This window comes from Pseudomonas sp. Teo4 (genome assembly GCF_034387475.1).
Lineage (GTDB): Bacteria > Pseudomonadota > Gammaproteobacteria > Pseudomonadales > Pseudomonadaceae > Aquipseudomonas.
Genome location: NZ_JAXCIL010000001.1, coordinates 3,149,790 through 3,171,996 on the forward strand (window position 1 = coordinate 3,149,790; position 22,207 = coordinate 3,171,996).

Consider the following 22,207-nt stretch of genomic DNA (forward strand, 5'->3'; position numbering starts at 1 on the left):
AACGCCGCGTTCATGGCTTGGTCTCCGCGCCCGTCGCGGCCTGGCCGCTTTCTTTCAGGGCCTTGGTGACCTCAGGCGGCATGTATTTTTCATCGTGCTTGGCCAGTACCTCGTCGGCCACCACCACACCTTCGGCATTGAGCTTGCCCAGGGCAACGATGCCCTGCCCTTCACGGAACAAGTCAGGCAGGATGCCACGGTAGGTGATCGGCACCGACTTGTTGAAGTCGGTGACCACGAAGCGCACGTCCAGCGAGTCGGACGAGCGCTGCACAGAGCCTTTTTCGACCATGCCGCCAGCACGGATACGGGTGTCCAGCGGTGCCTCGCCATTGGCGATCTGGGTCGGGGTATAGAACAGGTTGATGTTCTGTTGCAGGGCGCTCAAGGCAAAGCCGACGGCAACGCCGACACCGACCAGCAGGCCGAGGATGAGCAACAGGCGTTTCTTGCGCTGCGGATTCACTGGTTGTTCTCCCGGCGCAGACGGCGCGCCTCTTCTTGCAGGTAGCGACGACGGGCCAGCAGCGGCGCGGCGACATTAACCGCCAACACCGCCAAGCAGATGCCGTAGGCCGACCAGACGTACAGGGCATGGTGGCCCATGGCGAGGAAATCGCCGAATGAAGAAAAGCTCATCACGCGGCCCTCCGACCCAGGCTGCTCAACACTTCCTCCCGAACCCAACTGGCCCGTGCCTCGCGTTTGAGCACCTCAAGGCGCATGCGCAGCAGCAGCACGGCACCGAAGAAGCAGTAGAAACCCAGCGCCGTGAGCAGCAGCGGCAACCACATTTCGGCAGGCATGGCCGGCTTTTCGGTGAGGGTGAAGGTGGCGCCCTGGTGCAGGGTGTTCCACCACTCCACCGAGTACTTGATGATAGGAATGTTCACCACCCCGACGATGGCCAGCACCGCGCAGGCCTTGGCCGCGCTGTCACGGTTGCTGATCGCCTGGCCCAGGGCGATGATGCCGAAATACAGGAACAGCAGGATGAGCATCGACGTGAGGCGCGCATCCCAGACCCACCAGCTGCCCCAGGTCGGCTTGCCCCAGATCGCACCGGTGACCAACGCCACGGCGGTCATCCAGGCGCCGATGGGGGCCGCGCATTGCAGCGCGACATCGGCCAGTTTCATCTTCCACACCAGCCCCACCACCCCGGCCACCGCCAACAGCACGTAGCAGGACTGGGCCAGCATGGCCGCCGGCACATGGATATAGATGATGCGGAAACTGTTGCCTTGCTGGTAATCCTGCGGGGCGAAGGCCAGCCCCCAGATCACACCGGTCACCAGCAGAACGATGGCGGAGACGGTCAGCCACGGCAGCATTCGGCCGCTGATGGCATAGAACCATTTGGGAGAGCCCAGCTTGTGGAACCACGTCCAGCTTATTTTCATCAGGGTACATCCAGGGTGTTTGCCGGGCTTGGAAGCCCGGGACTCGTTATTCGCCAACGCTGATCTTCAGGCCGGCGGCGATCGCAAAGGGTGCCAATGTCACAGCCAGGGCAGTCAGGCTGGCAAGCCAGAGCAGATGGCCGGTTGCCGGCATATTCTGCAACGCCGCTTGCAACGCACCACTGCCCAGGATCAATACAGGGATATACAACGGAAGAATCAGCAACGCCAGCAGCAAACCACCGCGCTTGAGGCCGACCGTCAGCGCAGCCCCCACGGCGCCCAGCAAGCTCAACACTGGCGTGCCCAGCAACAGTGAACCCAGCAGCACCGGCAGGCAGTGGCTCGGCAAGCCCAGCATCAGCGCCAACAGTGGCGCCAACAATACCAGCGCCAGCCCGGAAAATATCCAGTGCGCCAGCACCTTGGCCAGTACCAGCAAGGCCAGCGGGTGCGGTGACAACACCCACTGCTCAAGCGAGCCATCCTCGAAATCGCTGCGAAACAGGCCATCCAGCGACAACAACACGGCCAGCAAAGCCGCCACCCAGACCAGCCCAGGCGACAAGGTTTGCAACAATTGGGTTTCGGGGCCGACCGCCAACGGGAACAGCGCCACGACGATGGCGAAGAACACCAGCGGGTTGGCCAGCTCGGCCGGACGGCGGAACAACAGACGCGCTTCACGGCGCAACAACAGGATGAATACGCTCATGCCGCCCATTGCCCCAGGTTCAGTTCACGGTAGCCAGAGGGCTTGCGTTCGAGTGTGTGGTGAGTGGTCAGCACCACCGTGCCACCCTGCTCGCAGTGCGCCGCCAAGTGCGCTTCCAGTTGCGCCACGCCCTGCTTGTCGAGGGCGGTGAAGGGTTCGTCGAGAATCCACAACGGCGGGCTGTCGAGGTACAGGCGAGCCAGGGCCACACGACGCTGTTGCCCTGCGGAAAGGGTATGACAGGGCACATCTTCGAAACCGCGCAGGCCGACCGCCTCCAGCGCCTTCCAGATCGCTTCTTCGGTGGCCGGTTGGTGCAGGGCGCATAACCAGGTGAGGTTTTCCTCGGCCGTCAGCAGGTCCTTGATGCCAGCGGCATGGCCGATCCATAGCAGAATGCTGGCCAAGGCATGGCGCTGCTCGGCCAATGGCTGGCCGCCCAGCAGGATCTGCCCGGCAGTCGGCTGCATCAGCCCGGCCAGCAGCCGCAGCAGGCTGGTCTTGCCGCTGCCGTTGGGGCCGCTGATCTGCAGCATGTCGCCAGGACGCAGTTCGAAATGCAGATGCTCGAACAGCAGGCGCCAGTCGCGCTCGCAGGCCAGGCCCACGGCTTGGAGGTGAAGGGTCACGGGTTCGCCTTATCCAGTGTCGGGCTCATGATCTACGTTGCCTGTTTCACGGGTAAACCCGCCCCCACAAGAGCCTGTGCTGAACCCTGTGGGAGCGGGTTTACCCGCGAAGAAGACGCCAATGATCCTGAACCCTGAGTCTCAAGTCGCCCCGCTCGCTGCCGTTATACTGGCAGTGGCGGACGAACGGCATTATTACATGCGACGCTCGCCTGCCAAGAGGGCGGGTTCGACAGGTTGTATACAATCATGACTGAAATCAATAGTCTCGGCACACAAACCGCGGTCAGCCCTCAGGCGATCAAGGCGGCGATGACCAGCGAGCTGTTGCGCCTGACCGAAGCCCAGCCCGGGCTGCTCAAGCCAGGCGAGACCGCGCAGGCCGAGGTGTTATCGCTACGCCAGGTGGGCCAGGACATCCAGCTGTTGCTGCGGGTCGTGCAAGCCAACGGCAACCAGACACAGCTTCAGGCCAGTGCCAGCCAGCCATGGCCGCAGGGCAGCCAGATCACCGTCAGCCAGCCCGAGAGCAACCGCCTGGCAGTCATGGTCCAGCAGAGCACTGCCAGCAACGTCGCCACCCTCACACAACTCGACACCAGTAAAGTACCGGTGGGCACTGTGTTGCAGGGCAAAGTTCTGACCAACCAGCCCCTGCCTCCAACCCCCGGCCTGCCCCCCAGCTTCCGGTCTCTGGTCAGCCTGCTCAACAGCGCTCAAGCCGGCGCCACGCTGACCATCGACAGCCCGCGACCGCTGCCGGTGGGCAGCCTGCTCACGGCACGGGTGGAAGGTGATCAGTCACTGCGCTTCGTCCCCCTGAGCGGCCGTCAGGATCAACTGAACATCGCCCAACTGCTGCTGACCCAGCAAAACCGCCAGGCCTCGCTCCCGAGCCTGCTCAGCACCTTGCAACAAATCAGCCGCGACCCGAACAGCAACAGTGAATTGCGCGCCACCGCCGAGCGCGTGCTGTCGAGCTTGCCCGATGCCCGTCAGCTTGGCGATGCCAAGACACTGGCCCAGGCCCTGAACAACAGTGGTGGTTTTCTCGAAGCGAAGCTGCTCGGCGGCGCGCCCGGTAGCGTCGCCACCGACCTGAAGGCGCAACTGGTCCGTCTGGTCGCCCAAGCCTCGACGAACGCGCCCACTGCCGCTGCGTTCGTACCCTCGGCAGCGACCCTGGCCCAGGCATTGCCAGTGTTCGCCCGCAGCGCACTGGGCATGCTCGATCGCGTCAGCCCTCGGCAGCAACCCGGGGCGTTTCCGCTGCCTTCGCGGCTGTTGCAGGCCATGGAGAGCGAGGGCGACCTGCAACAACTGCTACGCCTTGCAGCGGCCGCTGTTTCGCGCTTGCAAAGCCACGCGCTGAGTAGCCTGCAACAGACCGGCGCCACTGAAACCGGCAACCTTCAGACCACCTGGCAGACCGAAATCCCCGTGCGCCACGGCCAGGAGTTCGTCCCCCTGCAGGTCAAGCTGCAGCGCGAAGAGACGCCCGAGCAGCACGCCGACCGGCAACGTCACGCGGCAGAACCGCTGGAGGCGCTGTGGCGCATAGAACTGGCGTTCGACCTCGCCCCGCTGGGGCCCTTGCAGGTTCAGGCGCAGCTGAGCCAAGGCCGATTGTCTGGGCAGCTGTGGGCCGAGCGCGAGCAGACGGCGCAACTGATCGAGCGCCAGCTGGGTGATCTGCGCGAGCGCTTGCTGGCCCGTGGCCTGGATGTCGGCGACCTGGAGTGCCACCCTGGCATACCGCCGCAAGGCCCAAGAACGCGACTGGAACAACGCTGGGTGGACGAAACCGCATGACCCACAAGCAACCGCGCCAGGCCATTGCCCTGAGCTACGACGGCCAACAGGCCCCCACCCTCAGCGCCAAGGGCGATGACGAGCTGGCCGAGGCCATCCTGGCCATTGCCCGCGAGCACGAAGTACCAATCTACGAAAACGCCGAGTTGGTGCGCCTGTTGGCACGCCTGGAACTGGGCGAGCAGATTCCCGAAGCCCTGTACCTGACCATCGCCGAAATCATCGCCTTTGCCTGGCAGTTACGCGGCAAGGTGCCGGTGGGTTTCAACGACGACACAACCACGGAACGCGACATCACACCGTCGTTGCTTGCCCTGCCAGAGGGCAGTGGCGGACGTTAGCTGCCCTGAGTCACCAAGCACTATCTACCACTTCGCCCCACGCCTGATCGGTAAGCCTGCGCCTCTCATCCAGAGTCAGGCAACCATCATGAACGACAGCATTATCAATAGCGCCGGCATCCAATATGTGCGGGATCACTTGGCCCACTTCCCCCGCCCGGACAATGAAGCCAAGCGAGCCCTGCGCGACTGGGCATCGAACAGGGGAGTCACCCTCGACCCTGACCAGGTCGATGTAGTGACCCTGCACTACCGGCCCGACGGCGCGCAGGGCTACCAGGCGGTGATCACCCAGCGCATGAGCCTTACCCAGGCCTTGCTCGGCAAATGGCAAGGTGAGTCGAACAACGACCTGTTCGGCTCCCTGTTCGGGGCTCCTTGGGCAGGAACCTTTCCGGCAGGACCACTGAAAATCGTCGACCAGTTGCCAGCGACTGGTTTTGCTGACAACAGCGCGCCATATCTGGTCTTCAACGGGGTGTTCCAACGCACGCAACCTGCACGGTTCGACCCATCGACCTACATCAAGCTACCCATCGAAGAGCTGCAAAGCTTCATCGACGATAGCGACTTCCATGCCTACTACACCCAAACTCTCGACATCTACTGGAGGGTCCATGCAGGCTCGCATCGGCTGAGCTGCAAGCTGGCTTTCATCGCGGCCTGCAACAAGCAGGTGGCCGAAGGCAGCCTGAGCGATGCCGCCCGCAAGCTTGCCTGGCGTGCGGCGGGCCTCATGCCCCGTGGCCGCGGGATACGCCTGAGCACGTTGACGGTCTACGGCTACGCCTCCACCGACCTGTTGTACATGAACCACGCACAAAGCGACCTGACCCTGCTGTACCTACCTGGCAACAGCTCACCGCTGCTGGAGTTCACCAGTGAGGTCGCCCTCAAGGACTGGTTTGGCGAGCAATGCAAAGACTCGGTCAAACGCCAGGCCCTGAAGCAGCACTTCAACCTCGCTGACCTCCCAGACGGCCTTGACTTCAGCGGGCTCGAAACCGCCCTTTCCGGACTTGGCGACTACCCGGCGATCCACCGGTTATCGTCCAACCGTCCCGGCTTCACCACCGACGGCCGCTGGTCGCCGCGGGACTACGTGAACTACCGCCCTGGCAAATACAACCCAAAGCTTACGGGCGATCTTTTCGAGGTCCTCACCCAAAGACAAAAGGAACGCAGCTACGCTGACGCCGACTTCATCATCACCAGCAACGGTGAACTTGCCAAAGCGAAATGGCGTGGCTATCTGAACTCGGCGCTCAATCTGCTGATGCCACTGACCTTCGTGGTGCCGGAGCTGGCCCCATTGCTGGCGCTGGGAGGTGTGGCACAGCTGGGCCTGGGCCTGGACCAGGCCATCAACGGCAAGACGTCGCAAGCAAAAGCCGAGGCCGTCGGCGAAATCGCCTATGGGCTTTTCAATGCCAGCCCGCTGGCCGTTGGCGCTGTAGCCAAGGGGTCAGGCCTGCTGCGCTTCGAGATTGAGGGTTTCGTCCCTCCAAGCAGAATCAACGATCAATGGGGCTACCCCCTGAGCCCGATGAACGCGCCTCGTCTGCCCGAGGTGGAAACCGCTCGATTTTTCCACTTCTCCGAGACCATCGAACCGCTGGATGCAATAGACCCCTTCGAAAGGCCGATAACCAGAAAAACCCGCTACGACGGCCAACCTGATCACCTGCAAGCACTCACGGTCTCGAGCGACGGCGAGGTGAAGGAACTCAACCTGATCTACGACATGGACCTTGATCTGTTTTTCGATCCCCGAGACGCGAACGAAATCAATCCACCGCGCTACAGGGCGACCGTCGGCACGCCTTTCGTCGACAGCATCGATCCCGCTACACACCTGGCAACCAACGCGTCGCGTACCGCTACCCTGCGCATCCTTGGCGTGGACCTACCGTTGCCGGCGCAGATTCCAGTACCTGTACGGGGCCTGCAGCCCATCCCCAAAACACTGTCTTCACTTTGGGTAGGTGACAAGGCCATCAGTGAGAAATTGATCGAGAACTTGGGCAACAACATGAAACTGCTGAAGAACAGCGGATACGAATACCGACTGTTCCTCTCCAACAACAACCCGACCGTTTACGCAGAGAATGTCAGCCAATTGAGCCGCAAGGCACCTGACCTGGTCGTACTGCCACTGGAAGACCAGCCGTTCTTCAACGCGTTCAAGCAAAGCAAATACTTTGAGCAATACCAGGCGGCTGTTGATGGCAATGGCGGCGTGGCCACCAATTTCTCATCGGCGTCGGACGTGCTGCGCTACCCAATGCTGCACCATGAGGGGGGGCTTTACATGGATGTGGACGACGAAGTGCTCACCCCCGGCAGTGGCCGTTTCGGCTGCATCGGCTTGGGTGTTTGTGCAGCTCAACCGATTGAACAGGTAACACTCGCCACCACCGAAGACGGTCTGCTATTGCAGCCGGCGATGTCCAACCAGCGCCTGGGCATGAACCAGCAGTACAACACCAGCATGATCGGCAGCCACGCTGGCAACCCCACCTTGGTGGCCATCTCCGATGAAATGCATGCGCGCTATCAGGCCAACAAGGACTTTTACCAGTCAAGGCCCAGCCAGGCCGAAGACCCCTCCGGCTTCAGTGCCTACGCCAAGCGCCTTAACCGGCTCACCGGCCCTGGGTTGGTGACCGACGTGGTCGATCGACTGCTTCCAGACCTGTACCGTCTGCGTCAATTCAGGCTGCTTTACAGCATGGCGCAAACCAATGCCAACCACTTCCTGGACTTGAGCGCCTGGGGCGAAGCAGAACTCGAATTGTTACCCCTGAGCCGCTTCGCCAAGGTGGGAGGGTTACATTCCTGGGCCAACACATGACAACAAACAGACGACCTTCGGGTTAATGCCGGTCAGTCAAGCCGGTTGGGACCGCTTTGCGGTCCATCGCAGGCTTCGCCAGCTCCCACGCATGAAGTGCAAGGTTCAAGATATGGAACCATTCGTGGGAGCTGGCGAAGCCTGCGATGGGCTGCAACGCAGCCCCATTTACCTCAACTGACCGACATCAACCTTCAGGTCGCCCTTGCGTATCACTCAGCCCGATGCAACTTGCTCATCAACTCCGCCTCGGCCTGGGTCAGGCCGCAGGTTTCGGTCAACTCGGCGACACTCGCCCCCATGCCCACCAGCTTGGCGGCCTGGGTGAAGGTCACGTTGCTCGGGTCACGCTGCTCAAGCCGCTCCAGACGGTCAGGCATGGAGGCGACCGCCGCACGCAGCTCATGGATCGCTTCGCCCATGCGCACGGTCACGTTCTGGTAATCGTCCAGGCGCTTGGCCAAGTCTTTGATGCGCTGGTCACGCAGCGCATCGCCGATGGCCTGCTGGGCGGCCAGTTCGCGCTGGCGCTTGCTGTAGTTGAGGAAGAACCACAGGCTCAACGCCCAGAGCAGCGCCAGGAAGATGACAGCAACCTCGAAAATCAACTCAGATGTTCTCCAGCTCGGACCACTCTTCTTCGGTCATCATCTTGTCCAGCTCGACCAGAATCAGCAGCTCGCCGTTCTTGTTGCAGACGCCCTGGATAAACTTGGCCGACTCTTCGTTGCCCACGTTCGGCGCGGTTTCGATTTCCGACTGGCGCAGGTAGACCACTTCCGCGACGCTGTCGACCAGGATGCCGACTACTTGCTTGTCCGCCTCGATGATGACGATACGGGTGTTGTCGGTCACCTCGGTTGGCATAAGCCCGAAGCGCTGGCGGGTGTCGATCACGGTCACCACGTTGCCGCGCAGGTTGATGATGCCCAGCACATAGCTCGGGGCACCCGGCACCGGGGCAATTTCGGTGTAGCGCAGCACTTCCTGCACCTGCATCACATTGATGCCGTAGGATTCGTTATCCAGACGGAAGGTGACCCACTGCAGGATCGGATCTTCAGAACCTTGTGCGGACGACTTTTTCATTCCCCTACCCCTTGAAATCCGCCCTTGGCGGTGTGTTCTGTCATTTGTGTTTGGCGTGCATCTGCTTGACGGCGCCGCTGGCGATCAATTCGGCCAGTTCGGCAACGTCGAGCAATGCACACATGTGTTCTATGACCGTGCCGGCCAGCCACGGGCGCTGGCCACGCTGGCTGCGCCATTTGATCTCGGCCGGGTCCAGGCGCAGCGAGCGGCTGACCTGATGCACGGCCAGCCCCCACTCGTAGCCCTGGACGGAAATCACGTACTGCAAACCCTGGCGAAAATCGTCGCGGTAGCGGTCAGGCATCACCCAACGCGCGGTATCCAGCACCTTCAGGTTACCGGCCTGGCACGTCAGGATGCCCAGGAACCAGTCAGGCTGGCCGAACAGCGGTGTCAGCTCTTGCCCGGCCAAGGTGTAGATCGAACCCAGGCAGACCAGCGGCACCGCCAGGGTCAGGCCTGCCACATCGAACAACAGGCACTCGAACGGCTCGGCAGCCCACGCCGGGCGCCCGTCCACAGTCGCGGGAGGCACCGGCAGGTTCGGTGCCGGCAAATGCACATCCACCAAGGGTACGACCGGCTCGATGGCCTGTTCGGTCAACACCGGAATACTGGCCTGGGCCACCACTTCGGTTTCCACCACGGTAACCACCGGCGCTTCGATCGGCAGCACGGTTGGCAGAACCTTGGCCTGCGGCTCGGCGAATGGACGAGGCGCGATGCTGGTCACCACGGCGGGCGATGGCTGTTTTCGGGCATCACGGGCCTGTTCCTCGCGCACGGCGGCGGCGAATTCATCGCTTGCCACGGTGTCGGCAACAGGCGCGCTGGACGGCACATCCAGGCTTTCGTCAGTTTCGGTCGCCTCCTGCAGAAGGCCGTCGAGATAGGACTGCAGGGCCATCTGTGGCCGTGTGCTGAGCTTCTGCGCTTGCGTCATCAGGCCACCTGCATCGCGGTTTTGTAGGTCAGCAGGTGCTTGAGCAATGCCCGGTACGCAGTAACGCCGCGGCTCTTGCCGTCAAACTGCGACGGTGTGACGCCATTGCGGCTGGCGTCACGCAGGCGCGTATCAACCGGAATATAGCCCTGCCACACATTGTGTTCGTAAGTGTCACGCAGCAGCTTGAGGGTACCCAGAGAAGCCTGGGTGCGGCGGTCGAACAGGGTCGGGACGATCTGATAGGGCAAGGCCTGCTTGCGCGAGCGATTGACCATGGCCAAGGTACCGATCATGCGCTCCAGGCCTTTTACCGCGAGGAACTCGGTCTGTACCGGCACCACCAGCTGCTGGCTGGCCGCCAGGGCGTTGACCATCAGCACGCCGAGCAAAGGCGGGCTGTCGATCAAGGCGAAGTCGAAATCCTGCCAAAGTTGCGCGAGGCTCTTGGCAATGACCAGGCCCAAGCCACTCTGCCCCGGAGACTGACGTTCCAACACCGCCAGTGCGGTACTCGACGGCAGCAGCGAGATTCGTTCATCGCTGGTCGGCAGCAGCAACTGCCCAGGCAGCCCCTCGGGCACCGTGCCCTTGTGCAGGAACAAGTCGTAGCAGCTGTGCTCCAGTGCATCGGGGTTGTGCCCGAAATAGCTGGTCATCGAGCCATGCGGGTCGAGGTCGACGACGACCACGCGCTTGCCCGCCTCGGCCAGCAAGCCGGCCAAGGCGATCGTGCTGGTGGTCTTGCCGACACCACCTTTTTGATTGGCTACTGCCCAGACTCTCATAGGACAACTCTTGACTCATTGATGTCGCAGAAACTCTGTGGGAGCCGGCAAGCCGGCTCCCACAGAGTATGCGGTGACAGAGAATTGACGACTCACTGCCCCGCCGCCGTTGCTGGTGTTGTCGGTGCACTTTGTGTGCCAGCGCGGCGCAAGGCAGCGTCCGGCGTGGCATTGGCGCTGCCGGAGCCAGTCAGGCTGCGGCGCACCTCCAGGTTGCGGGAAATCACCAGCACCACTCGGCGGTTGCGCGCTCGCCCTTCGGCGGTGTCGTTGCTGGCCACCGGTTGATATTCGCCATAACCCACCGACGCCATGCGTGCAGGGTTTACACCCTCCATGGCCAACAGTCGGACGATGCTGGCGGCCCGCGCCGACGACAGCTCCCAGTTGGTCGGGTACTGCGCGGTGCGAATCGGCAGGTTGTCGGTGAAACCCTCGACGTGCACCGGGTTGGCGAACGGCTTGAGGATGTTCGCCACCTTCTCGATGATGTCGAAGGCCTTGTCACTGGGCATGGCATCGCCACTGCCGAACAGCAGCGATGAGTTTAATTCGATCTCCACCCACAGCTCATTGCCGCGCACGGTCATCTGGTCGGACTTGATCAGGTCGCCGAAGGCATCGCGCACATCGTCGCTGATGGTCTTGAGTGGGTCGTTGCTGGTCTGCGCCAGGCCCGCATCAGTCTGCTCGCTGTCCTTGATCAGCGGCTCGGCAGGCTTGACGCTGAGCGGCTGCTCATCGCCGATGGGAATCGGCTTCATGCTGCGCTCGGGGTCGTTGAACACCCCCAGCAACGCTTGCGAGATGACCTTGTACTTGCCCTCGTTGATCGAGGAAATCGAATACATGACCACGAAGAAGGCGAACAGCAAGGTGATGAAGTCGGCGTACGACACCAGCCAGCGCTCGTGATTCTCGTGTTCCTCGGTATGGCGACGGCGACGCATGCGTTACTCCATGAAGCCTTGCAGCTTCAACTCGATCGAGCGCGGGTTCTCACCCTCGGCAATCGACAACAAGCCTTCGAGCAGCATTTCGCGGTAGCGCGACTGGCGCATGACGATGGCCTTGAGCTTGTTGGCAACCGGCAACAGGATCAGGTTGGCACTGGCCACACCGTAGATGGTGGCGACGAACGCCACGGCGATGCCGTTACCCAACTGTGACGGATCGGCCAGGTTGCCCATTACATGGATCAGGCCCATCACCGCACCGATGATACCGATGGTCGGCGCGTAGCCGCCCATGCTCTCGAACACCTTGGCAGCCTGGATGTCCCGGCTTTCCTGGGTCAGGAAGTCCACTTCCAGAATGCTGCGGATCGACTCGGGTTCGGCGCCGTCCACCAACAGTTGCAAACCTTTGCGGGCATAAGGGTCAGGTTCGGCATCCGCCACGCCTTCCAGGCCCAGCAGGCCTTCCTTGCGCGCCGTCAGGCTCCAGTTCACCACGCGGTCGATACCGCCAGCCAGGTCGACCCGAGGCGGGAAGAATATCCAGCGCAGAATCTGCAGCGCACGCTTGAATGACGACAACGGCGACTGCAACAACGCCGCCGCCAGGGTGCCACCCAGCACGATCAGCGCCGCCGGGCCGTTGAGCAAGGCGCCGACATGGCCACCTTCGAGGAAGTTGCCACCGACGATGGCGACGAAAGCCAGGATCAGGCCAATCAGGCTTAGAACATCCATCAGACGCAGGCCTCGACCAAGTGCTTGCCGATTTCATCAAGGCTGTACACCGCATCGGCCAGGTTGGCCTTGACGATGGCCATGGGCATGCCATAGATCACGCAGCTGGCTTCATCCTGAGCCCACACCGTGCTACCCCCCTGTTTGAGCAGGCGCGCACCTTCACGGCCGTCCGCACCCATGCCGGTGAGCACCACCGAAAGCACCTTGTCGCCATAGGACTTGGCCGCCGAACCAAAGGTGATGTCCACGCAAGGCTTGTAGTTCAGACGCTCGTCACCCGGCAGGATCTTCACCGTGCCACGGCCGTCGATCATCATCTGCTTGCCACCCGGCGCCAGCAGCGCCAGCCCCGGACGCAGCACGTCGCCGTCCTCGGCCTCCTTGACGCTGATCTTGCACAGCTTGTCCAGGCGCTCGGCAAAGGCCTTGGTGAAGGCCGCCGGCATGTGCTGGATCAGCACGATCGGCGCCGGGAAGCTGGCTGGCAGCTGGGTCAGCACCCGCTGCAGGGCAACCGGCCCACCGGTGGAGGTGCCGATGGCGACCAGCTTGTAGGGCTTGCGCTTGGGCGCTGGTGAATGGTGTGCGACGGGCGCCGCCGCTGGGCGAGCGGGCGCAGCGGCACGTGCCGGCGCGGGGCTGGCAAAACTGCTGGCCGGCGCATGGCTGCTGGCGACTGGAGCCGGTGCGGCAACCGGCGCCGGGCTTGCATAGCTGCCGAACCGGCGGTTGCTGCGCGAGATGGTGTGGACCTTCTCGCATAGCAGCTGCTTGACCTTGTCCGGGTTGCGCGAAATATCCTCGAAGTTCTTTGGCAGGTAATCCACCGCACCGGCATCCAGCGCGTCGAGGGTGACACGGGCGCCTTCGTGGGTCAGCGAGGAGAACATCAACACTGGCGTCGGGCAACGCTGCATGATGTGCCGTACCGCGGTGATGCCATCCATCATGGGCATTTCGTAGTCCATGGTGATGACATCGGGTTTGAGCGCCAGTGCCTGGTCGATCGCTTCCCTGCCGTTGGTCGCAGTACCGACGACCTGGATCGTCGGGTCCGCCGAAAGGATTTCCGAAACGCGGCGGCGGAAGAAACCGGAATCATCCACCACCAGGACCTTGACTGCCATAAACACTCCATTAGGCGGCGCAACCGCCAGGCTGCGCCACCGAAATCAATAACGCCGGGCGGCGTAACGCTTGAGCATGCTCGGAACGTCGAGAATCAACGCAATGCGGCCGTCACCGGTAATGGTGGCGCCGGACATGCCCGGGGTGCCCTGCAGCATCTTGCCCAGCGGCTTGATCACAACCTCTTCCTGGCCCACCAGTTGGTCGACCACGAAGCCGATACGCTGGGTACCGACCGAGAGAATCACCACATGGCCTTCGCGCTGCTCTTCGTGCACCTGGTCCTGGACCAACCAGCGCTTGAGGTAGAACAGCGGCAGTGCCTTGTCGCGCACGATCACCACCTCCTGGCCGTCGACCACGTTGGTGCGCGACAGGTCCAGGTGGAAGATCTCGTTGACGTTGACCAGCGGGAAGGCGAAGGCCTGGTTGCCCAGCATCACCATCAGGGTCGGCATGATCGCCAGGGTCAACGGCACCTTGATGACGATCTTCGAACCCTGGCCCTTGGCCGAGAAGATGTTGATCGAGCCATTGAGCTGGGAAATCTTGGTCTTCACCACGTCCATGCCCACGCCACGGCCGGACACGTCGGAAATCTCGGTCTTGGTCGAGAAGCCCGGGGCGAAGATCAGGTTGTAACAGTCCGACTCGCTCAGGCGATCGGCGGCGTCCTTGTCCATCAGGCCCTTTTCCACGGCCTTGGCGCGCAGGATGCTCGGGTCCATGCCCTTGCCGTCGTCGGAAATCGACAGCAGGATGTGGTCGCCTTCCTGCTCGGCGGACAGCACCACTCGGCCGGTACGGGCCTTGCCTGAAGCCTCGCGCTCATCGGGCATTTCCACGCCGTGGTCCACGGCGTTGCGCACCAAGTGCACCAACGGGTCAGCCAGGGCCTCGACCAGGTTCTTGTCCAGGTCGGTCTCTTCGCCGACCAGTTCCAGGTTGATCTCTTTCTTGAGCTGGCGAGCCAGGTCGCGAACCAGGCGCGGGAAGCGGCCGAAGACTTTCTTGATCGGCTGCATGCGGGTCTTCATGACCGCGGTCTGCAGGTCGGCGGTGACCACGTCGAGGTTCGACACGGCCTTGGACATGGCTTCGTCGCCGCTGTTCAGGCCCAGGCGCACCAGACGGTTACGCACCAGCACCAGCTCGCCGACCATGTTCATGATCTCGTCCAGACGCGCGGTATCGACCCGCACGGTGGTTTCCGCTTCGCTCACCGCATGCTTGTCGGCGGCCGGTGCCGGGCTGCGAGCGGGTGCAACGGGCTTGGCGGCAGCGGCAGGTGCGGCAGCCGGGGCCGGCTTGGGCGCAGGTTTGACTTCAGCCTTGGCCGCAACCGGCGCCGCGACGGCGGCAGGCGCTTCTGCGGTGACGGCTTCGCCGGAAAACTTGCCTTTGCCATGCAACTGATCGAGCAGCGCTTCGAACTCGTTTTCGCTGATCTCATCACTGCCGACAGTAGCCGGTGCTGCCGCAGGCGCGGTTGCCGATGGCAACGCATCGGCCTGGAACGCGCCCTTGCCATGCAGTTGATCGAGCAGCGACTCGAATTCTTCATCAGTGATTTCATCGCTCACCGGCGCACTGACTACCGCTTCAGGCTCAGCAGCCGCGACTTCGGGCGAGAACTGGCCCTTGCCGTGCAACTGGTCAAGCAGCGACTCGAACTCGGCATCGGTGATTTCATCGCCACCACCGGTCAGCGTTTCGCCTTGCATCTGCTCGGCAGCAGCCGCGGCTTCGGCTTTCACGGCATCGAGCGAGTCGAGCAGTTGTTCGAATTCGGTGTCGGTGATATCGGCGTCGTCGGCGGGGGTTTCAACCACCGGCGCGACTTCCACTGCCGGTGCGGCAACCTCGGCCCCGGCAGGCTCGGCCAGGCGCGACAGCGCCGCCAGCAGCTCGGGTGTGGCCGGCGTGACTTCGCTGCGTTCGCGCACTTGGCCGAACATGCTGTTGACCGTGTCCAGGGCTTCCAGGACCACGTCCATCAGTTCCGCATCGACCCGGCGCTCACCTTTGCGCAAGATGTCGAACACGTTCTCGGCGATATGGCAGCACTCCACCAGCTCGTTGAGCTGAAGGAAGCCGGCGCCCCCTTTTACAGTGTGAAAACCGCGAAAGATCGCATTGAGCAGGTCGGCATCGTCAGGCCGGCTTTCCAGCTCGACCAGTTGCTCGGACAGTTGCTCAAGAATTTCGCCGGCTTCTACCAGGAAATCCTGAAGGATTTCTTCATCGGCGCCGAAGCTCATTAAACGTGCTCCCTAAAAACCCAGACTGGACAGCAGATCATCGACATCGTCCTGACCGGACACGACGTCTTCACGCTTATCGGCATGAATCTGCGGACCTTCACCCCGGGTTGGATGTTTTTCTTGATCTTTTTCAGCGCGCAGCTGCTGGTGGTCATGTTCGATACCGGCAAAACGGTCGACCTGACTGGCCATCAGCACGAGCTTGAGCAGATTGCTTTCTACTTCGGTCACCAACGCGGTTACCCGCTTGATCACCTGGCCGGTCAGGTCCTGATAGTCCTGTGCCAGCAAAATATCGTTGAGGTGGCCGGCGACCTTGCGGTTGCCGTCAGCGCTATGCGTCAGGAAACTGTCGACGCGCTTGACCAGCTCACGGAATTCCGGCGCCTCGACTTCGCGGCGCATGAACCGTTGCCAGTCGACGCTCAAAGCCTGGGCCTCGGTTGCCAGCTCGTTGAGTACCGGCGTGCTCTGCTCGACCAGGTCCATGGTGCGGTTGGCCGCACCTTCGGTGAGTTTGACCACGTAGGACAGGCGCTCGGTGGCGTCGGTGATCTGCGAGACTTCCTCGGCCTGCGGCATGCGCGGGTCGATCTGGAAGCTGACGATCGCGCTGTGCAGCTCGCGGGTAAGCTTGCCGACTTCCTGGTACAGGCCACGGTCGCGGGTCTGGTTCAACTGATGAATCAGTTGCACCGCGTCGCCAAAACGTCCCCGTTCCAGGCTCTCGACCAGTTCCTCGGCATGTTTCTTCAGGGTCGACTCGAACTCCCCCAAAGACGTATGTGATGGTTCCATGGCGCCCCCTGACGTGCCTCAGCCGTTGACGCGCTCGAAGATCTTCTCGATCTTTTCTTTAAGCACTTGGGCAGTGAAGGGCTTGACCACGTAGCCATTGACGCCGGCCTGGGCCGCTTCAATGATCTGGTCGCGCTTGGCTTCGGCGGTGACCATCAGTACCGGCATGCCCTTCAGGCGGTCGTGAGCACGCACTTTGCGCAGCAGGTCGATACCGGACATGCCAGGCATGTTCCAGTCGGTCACCAGGAAATCGTAATGGCCGCTTTCAAGCATCGGCAAAGCCGTGGTGCCGTCGTCGGCTTCATCGGTGTTGGTGAAGCCCAGATCACGCAACAGGTTCTTGATGATCCGCCGCATCGTCGAAAAGTCGTCAACGATGAGGATTTTCATGTCTTTGTTCAATTAGACCTCCAAGCAGTCTCAAACACGCTCGGCCCCGAGCGCGCACTCAATCAATTCGGTACAACGTGAAACGACTGCAACGACCCCAGGCTCAACGCGCCCGCCATTCCCCAAGACGGCTGCGCAGGCGCGCCGCGCATTGGCTGTGCAGCTGGCTGACACGCGACTCGCTGACCCCCAGTACCTCGCCAATTTCCTTGAGGTTCAGCTCTTCGTCGTAGTACAGCGCCAGCACCAGCCGCTCACGCTCTGGCAGGTTGGCGATCGCATCGGTCAGGGCAGCCTGGAAGCGCTCGTCTTCCAGATCGCGCGACGGCTCGATCTGGCCGCTGGCGCCATCCTCGTGCAACCCTTCGTGCTCGCCGTCCTGCAACAGGTCGTCAAAGCTGAACAGGCGACTGCCCAGGGTATCGTTCAAAATCCCGTAGTAATCATCGAGACTCAATTGAAGTTCGGCAGCAACTTCGTGATCTTTAGCGTCGCGACCGGTTCTTGCTTCCACGGCGCGAATTGCATCACTGACCATGCGCGTGTTGCGGTGCACCGAACGCGGTGCCCAATCGCCTTTGCGCACCTCGTCGAGCATCGCGCCACGGATACGGATACCCGCGTAGGTTTCAAAACTTGCGCCTTTGCTGGCGTCGTACTTGTTGGCCACTTCCAGCAGGCCGATCATGCCGGCCTGAATCAAGTCTTCCACCTGGACATTGGCCGGCAGGCGCGCCAGCAGGTGGTAGGCGATGCGCTTGACCAGCGGCGCGTATCGCTCCACCAGTTCATACTGGGCATCCTTGGCCGCCCGGCTGTACATCTTGAAACCGCTCGCATTCATAGGACCGGCCCTGCGCTGGTGGGCTGCACCAGACGCTCGACGAAGAACTCCAGGTGCCCGCGCGGGTTGGCAGGCAACGGCCAGCTGTCGACCTTCTGCGCAATGGCCTTGAATGCCAGGGCGCACTTGGACCGAGGGAAGGCTTCATACACTGCCCGCTGCTTCTGTACCGCCTTGCGCACGCACTCGTCGTACGGCACGGCGCCGACGTATTGTAGGGCGACGTCGAGGAAGCGATCGGTGACCTTGGTCAACTTGGCGAACAGGTTGCGCCCTTCCTGCGGGCTCTGCGCCATGTTGGCCAGCACGCGGAAACGATTCATGCCGTAATCGCGGTTCAGCAGCTTGATCAGCGCGTAGGCGTCGGTGATCGAGGTTGGCTCGTCGCACACCACCAGCAGCACTTCCTGCGCCGCGCGGACGAAGCTGACTACCGAGTCACCAATACCCGCAGCGGTGTCGATCACCAGCACATCAAGGTTGTCGCCGATGTCGCTGAACGCCTGGATCAGCCCGGCATGCTGGGCAGGTGCCAGGTGCACCATGCTTTGCGTGCCCGAGGCCGCCGGCACGATGCGCACACCGCCTGGGCCTTGCAGCAGCACATCGCGCAGCTCGCAACGCCCCTCGATCACATCGGCCAGGGTGCGTTTGGGCGTCAGGCCCAGCAGTACGTCGACGTTGGCCAGGCCCAGGTCGGCGTCCAGCAGCATTACTCGCCGGCCAAGCTCGGCCAGCGCCAGGGACAGGTTCACTGAAACGTTAGTCTTGCCGACGCCACCTTTGCCACCGGTTACGGCGATCACCTGTACGGGATGCATGCTACCCATGTCTGTTCTTTACCTTGTCTCGCTTGGACCCAAACCACACGGGAGGCAATTCTGTGGGCCCCTTGGTGTAGGTACTGTGCACACGCTGCATCATCAACCCGCTCGCCGGGGGTTGTGATAGAGATCAGCGAACATGTCGGCCATGGCCTCTTCGCTGGGCTCGTCCTGCAATTGCACACTGACTGCGCGGCTGACCAACTGGTGCGCGCGCGGCAGGTGCAGGTCGTCAGGAATGCGCGGGCCATCGGTAAGGTAGGCCACGGGCAGTTCATGACTGATGGCAAGGCTCAGCACATCACCGAGACTGGCCGTTTCATCGAGTTTGGTCAGGATACAACCGGCCAGGCCGCAGCGTTTGTAGCTGTGGTAGGCGGCGGTCAGCACCTGCTTCTGGCTGGTGGTTGCCAATACCAGGTAGTTTTTCGCGGCTATGCCGCGCCCGGCCAGGGTTTCCAACTGCATGCGCAGGGCCGGGTCGCTGGCTTGCAGGCCAGCGGTGTCGATCAGTACCACGCGCTTGCGCAGCAGCGGCTCCAGCGCCTGGGCCAGCGACTGGCCAGGGTCGACGTAAGTCACCGGTACGTTGAGGATGCGGCCCAAGGTCTTGAGCTGCTCCTGGGCACCGATGCGGAAGCTGTCCATGCTCACCAGCGCCAGGTTCTGCGGGCCATACTTGAGCACGTAGCGGGCGGCCAGCTTGGCCAGGGTGGTGGTCTTGCCCATGCCGGCCGGGCCGACCATGGCAATCACCCCACCCTCTTCGATCGGCTCGACCTCGGGCACTTCGATCATGCGCGCCAGGTGCGCCAGCAGCATGCGCCAGGCCTGGCGCGGCTCTTCGATCTCGGCGGTCAGGTCAAGCAGCTCGCGGGCGATCGGGCCAGACAAGCCGATACGCTGCAGGCGGCGCCAGAGGTTGGCCTGTTGCGGCTTGCTGCCCTGCAACTGGCTCCAGGCCAGCGAGCCGAGCTGCACTTCAAGCAGTTCGCGCAGCCCCGAAAGCTCGGAGCGCATGGCATCGAACAGACGTGGGTCGACCGGCGCCTGCGCAGGTGCTGCGGCGGGAGCTGGCATGTCCACGTGAGGCTCGATCAACGGTTCCGCGGCGGTCAGCGACTGCCCGGCGAACAATTGGCGGTTGCCTTCGGCACCATCGTCGCGGTTGTCCAATTCGGCCTGGACATTGGCAATGCGCGACTGGGTCTTGCGCAGTTCTTGTTCGAGTTCGGCATTCGGCACACGTGGGGCCAGGGCCGACAGCTTGTAGTCCAGCGCAGCCGTCAGCTCGACACCGCCGGCAATACGGCGGTTACCGATGATGGCGGCATCGGAGCCAAGCTCATCCCGGACCAGCTTCATGGCCTGACGCATATCGGCGGCGAAAAAACGCTTAACTTGCATAACCCACTACCTCAGCCGTTGGGGCCCACAGTGGCAACGATGGTGACTTGCTTGTTATCCGGTATTTCCTGATACGCCAGAACATGCAAATTCGGTACAGCCAGACGACCGAAACGCGACAACATGGCCCGGATCGGGCCCGCTACCAGGAGAATGGCCGGCAGGCCTTGCATCTCTTGGCGCTGGGCAGCTTCGATCAACGAACGCTGCAGCTTTTCGGCCATGCTCGGCTCAAGAAGAACACCATCTTCCTGACCTTGCCCGGCCCTTTGCAGACTATTGAGCAAGATCTGTTCCAACCTTGGCTCAAGGGTGATCACAGGCAGCTCGGACTCAACGCCGACAATGCTTTGCACGATGGCACGACACAATCCGACGCGCACCGCAGCCACCAACGCGGCGGTATCTTGACTCTTGCTGGCATTGTTGGCGATGGCCTCGGCAATGCTGCGGATGTCACGCACCGGCACTTGCTCGGAGAGTAATGCTTGCAGGACCTTGAGCAGCCCCGACAAGGAAATGACACCCGGCACCAGCTCTTCAGCAAGTTTAGGCGATGCCTTGGCCAGTACTTGCAGCAACTGCTGCACCTCTTCGTGGCCGATCAGCTCATGGCAATGCTTCTGCAGAATCTGGTTGAGGTGGGTGGCGACCACCGTGCTGGCGTCCACCACGGTATAGCCCAGCGATTGCGCCTGGCCGCGCTGGCCAACGTCGATCCATACCGCCTCCAGGCCAAACGCGGGGTCACGCGCAGCGATACCGTTGAGCGTTCCGAACACCTGGCCGGGGTTGATGGCAAGTTCGCGGTCCGGGTAGATCTCGGCCTCCGCCAGAATCACCCCCATGAGGGTCAGACGGTAAGCGCTCGGCTGCAGGTCCAGGTTGTCGCGAATGTGCACCGTCGGCATCAGGAAGCCCAGGTCCTGGGAGAGCTTCTTGCGTACGCCCTTGATCCGCGCCAGCAACTGGCCACCCTGGTTGCGGTCAACCAGCGGAATCAAGCGATAGCCCACTTCCAGGCCGATCATGTCGATGGGCGTGACATCGTCCCAGCCCAGCTCCTTGGTCTCCTGCGCACGCTGCGGCGACGGCAGCAGGTCTTGTTGGCGCTTCGCCTCCTCCTGCGCCTGGACCTTGGCCTTCTGCTGCTTCTTCCACACCATGTAGGCGCCACCACCGGCCAGCAGGCCGAGGCTGAGGAAAGCGATGTGTGGCATGCCCGGCACCAGGCCCATGACGATCATCAACGCGCCGGAAACCGCCAGGGCTTTGGGCGAGTCGAACATCTGCCGGTTGATCAGCTTGCCCATGTCCTCCGAGCCCGAGGCCCGGGTGACCATGATCGCCGCCGCGGTGGACAGCAGCAGTGATGGCAATTGCGCCACCAAACCGTCACCGATGGTCAGCAGCGCGTAGACCTTGCCCGCGTCACTGAACGTCATGCCGTGCTGCAGCATACCGATGAGCATGCCGCCGATCAGGTTGATGAACAGAATCAGCAGGCCGGCAATTGCGTCACCGCGCACGAACTTGCTGGCACCGTCCATCGAGCCATAGAACTCGGCTTCCTGGGCCACTTCGGCGCGACGTGCCTTGGCTTGAGCCTGGTCGATCAGGCCGGCGTTGAGGTCGGCGTCGATGGCCATCTGCTTGCCGGGCATGGCATCCAGGGTGAAACGCGCGCTGACTTCGGAGATACGCCCGGCACCCTTGGTCACCACCACGAAGTTGATGATCATGAGGATGGCAAACACCACCGCACCCACGACGTAATTGCCGCCGATCACCACCTCACCGAAGGCCTGGATCACCTTACCGGCGGCGCCATGACCCTCCTGGCCATGGAGCATGACCACCCGGGTGGACGCTACGTTCAGGGCCAGACGCAGCAAGGTGGCGACCAGCAGAATGGTGGGGAACGCGGCAAAGTCGAGCGGGCGCAAGGCGTAGACACAGACCAGCAGCACGACGATCGACAGGGCGATGTTGAAGGTGAAGAACACGTCGAGCAGGAACGGCGGGATCGGCAACATCATCATTGCCAACATCACCAGCAACAACAGCGGCACGCCCAGGTTGCCCCGGCCGAGACCGGCCAGGTTGTTGCGGGCGTTGCTGATTAACTGAGTGCGATCCACCGCGATTCCTCTTCAAGCAAAACTTTGACGCCCAAGGGGCGCTTGGGCGTGGCTTTGCAAGAAGCTTTCCAACTTTGCATGGCTTGAGGTATTTGGCGCCTGGGAGATCGGGCGGCGCTCGATCTCACGACCAC

At 62.3% G+C, this 22,207-nt stretch carries 22 protein-coding genes; 3 read left to right on the top strand and 19 right to left on the bottom strand.

All coding sequences use genetic code 11. The annotated features are described in order from the left end of the window. Nucleotides 1-10 precede the first annotated feature (10 nt). The 5 genes from ccmE to ccmA are packed head-to-tail and all read right to left on the bottom strand — an operon-like array spanning nt 11 to nt 2,747. The gene (ccmE, locus tag PspTeo4_RS14075) at nt 11-466 is read right to left on the bottom strand and encodes a cytochrome c maturation protein CcmE (protein ID WP_322364412.1); all 456 of its coding nucleotides are present in this window, start codon (nt 464-466) and stop codon (nt 11-13) included. Beyond that, entirely contained in the window at nt 463-639 is a 177-nt protein-coding gene (gene ccmD, locus PspTeo4_RS14080) for a heme exporter protein CcmD (protein WP_322364413.1), read from the bottom strand. Before ccmD ends, ccmE begins: the two co-directional genes overlap by 4 nt. After that, nucleotides 639-1,403 (bottom strand): heme ABC transporter permease, encoded by a 765-nt coding sequence (locus PspTeo4_RS14085; RefSeq protein WP_322364414.1) that lies wholly within the window; start codon nt 1,401-1,403, stop codon nt 639-641. Before PspTeo4_RS14085 ends, ccmD begins: the two co-directional genes overlap by 1 nt. A gap of 46 nt (nt 1,404-1,449) precedes the next feature. Continuing rightward, nucleotides 1,450-2,127, bottom strand: coding sequence for a heme exporter protein CcmB (gene ccmB / locus PspTeo4_RS14090; protein WP_416196925.1), 678 nt, complete (start codon nt 2,125-2,127; stop codon nt 1,450-1,452). Further along, nucleotides 2,115-2,747, bottom strand: a complete 633-nt coding sequence (gene ccmA / locus PspTeo4_RS14095; protein ID WP_322364417.1) for a cytochrome c biogenesis heme-transporting ATPase CcmA — start codon at nt 2,745-2,747, stop codon at nt 2,115-2,117. Before ccmA ends, ccmB begins: the two co-directional genes overlap by 13 nt. 249 nt (nt 2,748-2,996) lie before the next feature. On the opposite strand from ccmA, the gene PspTeo4_RS14100 reads away from it, so the two are divergent. The 3 genes from PspTeo4_RS14100 to PspTeo4_RS14110 all read left to right on the top strand — a co-directional run bounded on the left by PspTeo4_RS14100 (nt 2,997) and on the right by PspTeo4_RS14110 (nt 7,754). Further along, complete coding sequence (locus PspTeo4_RS14100; RefSeq protein ID WP_322364419.1) at nt 2,997-4,559, top strand: flagellar hook-length control protein FliK; 1,563 nt, start codon at nt 2,997-2,999, stop codon at nt 4,557-4,559. Continuing rightward, nucleotides 4,556-4,900 carry an EscU/YscU/HrcU family type III secretion system export apparatus switch protein gene (locus PspTeo4_RS14105; RefSeq protein WP_322364420.1) on the top strand — a complete coding sequence of 115 codons (345 nt, stop codon included), beginning with the start codon at nt 4,556-4,558 and terminating at the stop codon, nt 4,898-4,900. The genes PspTeo4_RS14100 and PspTeo4_RS14105 overlap by 4 nt, the downstream gene beginning before the upstream one ends. 88 nt (nt 4,901-4,988) lie before the next feature. Continuing rightward, the gene (locus PspTeo4_RS14110) at nt 4,989-7,754 is read left to right on the top strand and encodes a dermonecrotic toxin domain-containing protein (RefSeq protein WP_322364421.1); all 2,766 of its coding nucleotides are present in this window, start codon (nt 4,989-4,991) and stop codon (nt 7,752-7,754) included. 212 nt (nt 7,755-7,966) lie between these two features. Here PspTeo4_RS14110 and PspTeo4_RS14115 read toward each other — a convergent pair whose 3' ends face one another. The 14 genes from PspTeo4_RS14115 to flhA all read right to left on the bottom strand — a co-directional run bounded on the left by PspTeo4_RS14115 (nt 7,967) and on the right by flhA (nt 22,073). Beyond that, a complete protein-coding gene (locus tag PspTeo4_RS14115) occupies nt 7,967-8,362 on the bottom strand; it encodes a DUF2802 domain-containing protein (protein WP_322364422.1) in 396 nt (131 codons plus the stop codon). A gap of 1 nt (nt 8,363) precedes the next feature. Next, the gene (locus tag PspTeo4_RS14120; protein ID WP_003254393.1) at nt 8,364-8,843 is read right to left on the bottom strand and encodes a chemotaxis protein CheW; all 480 of its coding nucleotides are present in this window, start codon (nt 8,841-8,843) and stop codon (nt 8,364-8,366) included. A gap of 40 nt (nt 8,844-8,883) precedes the next feature. Further along, nucleotides 8,884-9,789, bottom strand: coding sequence for a CheW domain-containing protein (locus PspTeo4_RS14125; RefSeq protein ID WP_322364423.1), 906 nt, complete (start codon nt 9,787-9,789; stop codon nt 8,884-8,886). Further along, nucleotides 9,789-10,577, bottom strand: a complete 789-nt coding sequence (locus PspTeo4_RS14130) for a ParA family protein (RefSeq protein ID WP_322364424.1) — start codon at nt 10,575-10,577, stop codon at nt 9,789-9,791. Before PspTeo4_RS14130 ends, PspTeo4_RS14125 begins: the two co-directional genes overlap by 1 nt. Nucleotides 10,578-10,669: 92 nt before the next feature. Continuing rightward, nucleotides 10,670-11,527 (bottom strand): flagellar motor protein MotD, encoded by an 858-nt coding sequence (motD, locus tag PspTeo4_RS14135; protein ID WP_322364425.1) that lies wholly within the window; start codon nt 11,525-11,527, stop codon nt 10,670-10,672. Between the two features lie 3 nt (nt 11,528-11,530). Further along, nucleotides 11,531-12,271 carry a flagellar motor protein gene (locus PspTeo4_RS14140; protein ID WP_322364426.1) on the bottom strand — a complete coding sequence of 247 codons (741 nt, stop codon included), beginning with the start codon at nt 12,269-12,271 and terminating at the stop codon, nt 11,531-11,533. After that, entirely contained in the window at nt 12,271-13,401 is a 1,131-nt protein-coding gene (locus PspTeo4_RS14145; RefSeq protein WP_322364428.1) for a chemotaxis response regulator protein-glutamate methylesterase, read from the bottom strand. The genes PspTeo4_RS14140 and PspTeo4_RS14145 overlap by 1 nt, the downstream gene beginning before the upstream one ends. 45 nt (nt 13,402-13,446) lie before the next feature. Further along, a complete protein-coding gene (locus tag PspTeo4_RS14150; RefSeq protein WP_322364429.1) occupies nt 13,447-15,663 on the bottom strand; it encodes a chemotaxis protein CheA in 2,217 nt (738 codons plus the stop codon). Nucleotides 15,664-15,675: 12 nt separating this feature from the next. Further along, nucleotides 15,676-16,464, bottom strand: a complete 789-nt coding sequence (locus PspTeo4_RS14155; RefSeq protein ID WP_322364430.1) for a protein phosphatase CheZ — start codon at nt 16,462-16,464, stop codon at nt 15,676-15,678. 18 nt (nt 16,465-16,482) lie between these two features. Then, nucleotides 16,483-16,857 carry a chemotaxis response regulator CheY gene (locus tag PspTeo4_RS14160; protein ID WP_104881405.1) on the bottom strand — a complete coding sequence of 125 codons (375 nt, stop codon included), beginning with the start codon at nt 16,855-16,857 and terminating at the stop codon, nt 16,483-16,485. 103 nt (nt 16,858-16,960) lie between these two features. After that, nucleotides 16,961-17,701: an RNA polymerase sigma factor FliA gene (fliA, locus tag PspTeo4_RS14165; RefSeq protein WP_322364432.1), complete on the bottom strand. Its 741-nt coding sequence runs from the start codon at nt 17,699-17,701 to the stop codon at nt 16,961-16,963. Next, nucleotides 17,698-18,531: a flagellar synthesis regulator FleN gene (gene fleN / locus PspTeo4_RS14170; protein WP_023630864.1), complete on the bottom strand. Its 834-nt coding sequence runs from the start codon at nt 18,529-18,531 to the stop codon at nt 17,698-17,700. Before fleN ends, fliA begins: the two co-directional genes overlap by 4 nt. Nucleotides 18,532-18,624: 93 nt before the next feature. Further along, complete coding sequence (gene flhF / locus PspTeo4_RS14175; protein ID WP_322364434.1) at nt 18,625-19,932, bottom strand: flagellar biosynthesis protein FlhF; 1,308 nt, start codon at nt 19,930-19,932, stop codon at nt 18,625-18,627. Nucleotides 19,933-19,943: 11 nt separating this feature from the next. Beyond that, on the bottom strand, nt 19,944-22,073 hold the full coding sequence (gene flhA, locus PspTeo4_RS14180) for a flagellar biosynthesis protein FlhA (protein WP_322364436.1): 2,130 nt from the start codon (nt 22,071-22,073) through the stop codon (nt 19,944-19,946). Between the last annotated feature and the right edge of the window lie 134 nt (nt 22,074-22,207).

Coding starts and splice junctions, on each gene's coding strand:
- PspTeo4_RS14100 (WP_322364419.1), top strand. CDS start 2,997: ATGACTGAAATCAATAGTCTCGGCACACAAACCGCGGTCAGCCCTCAG.
- fliA (WP_322364432.1), bottom strand. CDS start 17,701: ATGAATGCGAGCGGTTTCAAGATGTACAGCCGGGCGGCCAAGGATGCC.
- ccmD (WP_322364413.1), bottom strand. CDS start 639: ATGAGCTTTTCTTCATTCGGCGATTTCCTCGCCATGGGCCACCATGCC.
- PspTeo4_RS14110 (WP_322364421.1), top strand. CDS start 4,989: ATGAACGACAGCATTATCAATAGCGCCGGCATCCAATATGTGCGGGAT.
- PspTeo4_RS14155 (WP_322364430.1), bottom strand. CDS start 16,464: ATGGAACCATCACATACGTCTTTGGGGGAGTTCGAGTCGACCCTGAAG.
- ccmB (WP_416196925.1), bottom strand. CDS start 2,127: ATGGGCGGCATGAGCGTATTCATCCTGTTGTTGCGCCGTGAAGCGCGT.
- PspTeo4_RS14130 (WP_322364424.1), bottom strand. CDS start 10,577: ATGAGAGTCTGGGCAGTAGCCAATCAAAAAGGTGGTGTCGGCAAGACC.
- fleN (WP_023630864.1), bottom strand. CDS start 18,531: ATGGGTAGCATGCATCCCGTACAGGTGATCGCCGTAACCGGTGGCAAA.
- PspTeo4_RS14160 (WP_104881405.1), bottom strand. CDS start 16,857: ATGAAAATCCTCATCGTTGACGACTTTTCGACGATGCGGCGGATCATC.
- PspTeo4_RS14085 (WP_322364414.1), bottom strand. CDS start 1,403: ATGAAAATAAGCTGGACGTGGTTCCACAAGCTGGGCTCTCCCAAATGG.
- PspTeo4_RS14140 (WP_322364426.1), bottom strand. CDS start 12,271: ATGGATGTTCTAAGCCTGATTGGCCTGATCCTGGCTTTCGTCGCCATC.
- PspTeo4_RS14145 (WP_322364428.1), bottom strand. CDS start 13,401: ATGGCAGTCAAGGTCCTGGTGGTGGATGATTCCGGTTTCTTCCGCCGC.
- PspTeo4_RS14105 (WP_322364420.1), top strand. CDS start 4,556: ATGACCCACAAGCAACCGCGCCAGGCCATTGCCCTGAGCTACGACGGC.
- PspTeo4_RS14150 (WP_322364429.1), bottom strand. CDS start 15,663: ATGAGCTTCGGCGCCGATGAAGAAATCCTTCAGGATTTCCTGGTAGAA.
- PspTeo4_RS14120 (WP_003254393.1), bottom strand. CDS start 8,843: ATGAAAAAGTCGTCCGCACAAGGTTCTGAAGATCCGATCCTGCAGTGG.
- motD (WP_322364425.1), bottom strand. CDS start 11,527: ATGCGTCGCCGTCGCCATACCGAGGAACACGAGAATCACGAGCGCTGG.
- flhF (WP_322364434.1), bottom strand. CDS start 19,932: ATGCAAGTTAAGCGTTTTTTCGCCGCCGATATGCGTCAGGCCATGAAG.
- PspTeo4_RS14125 (WP_322364423.1), bottom strand. CDS start 9,789: ATGACGCAAGCGCAGAAGCTCAGCACACGGCCACAGATGGCCCTGCAG.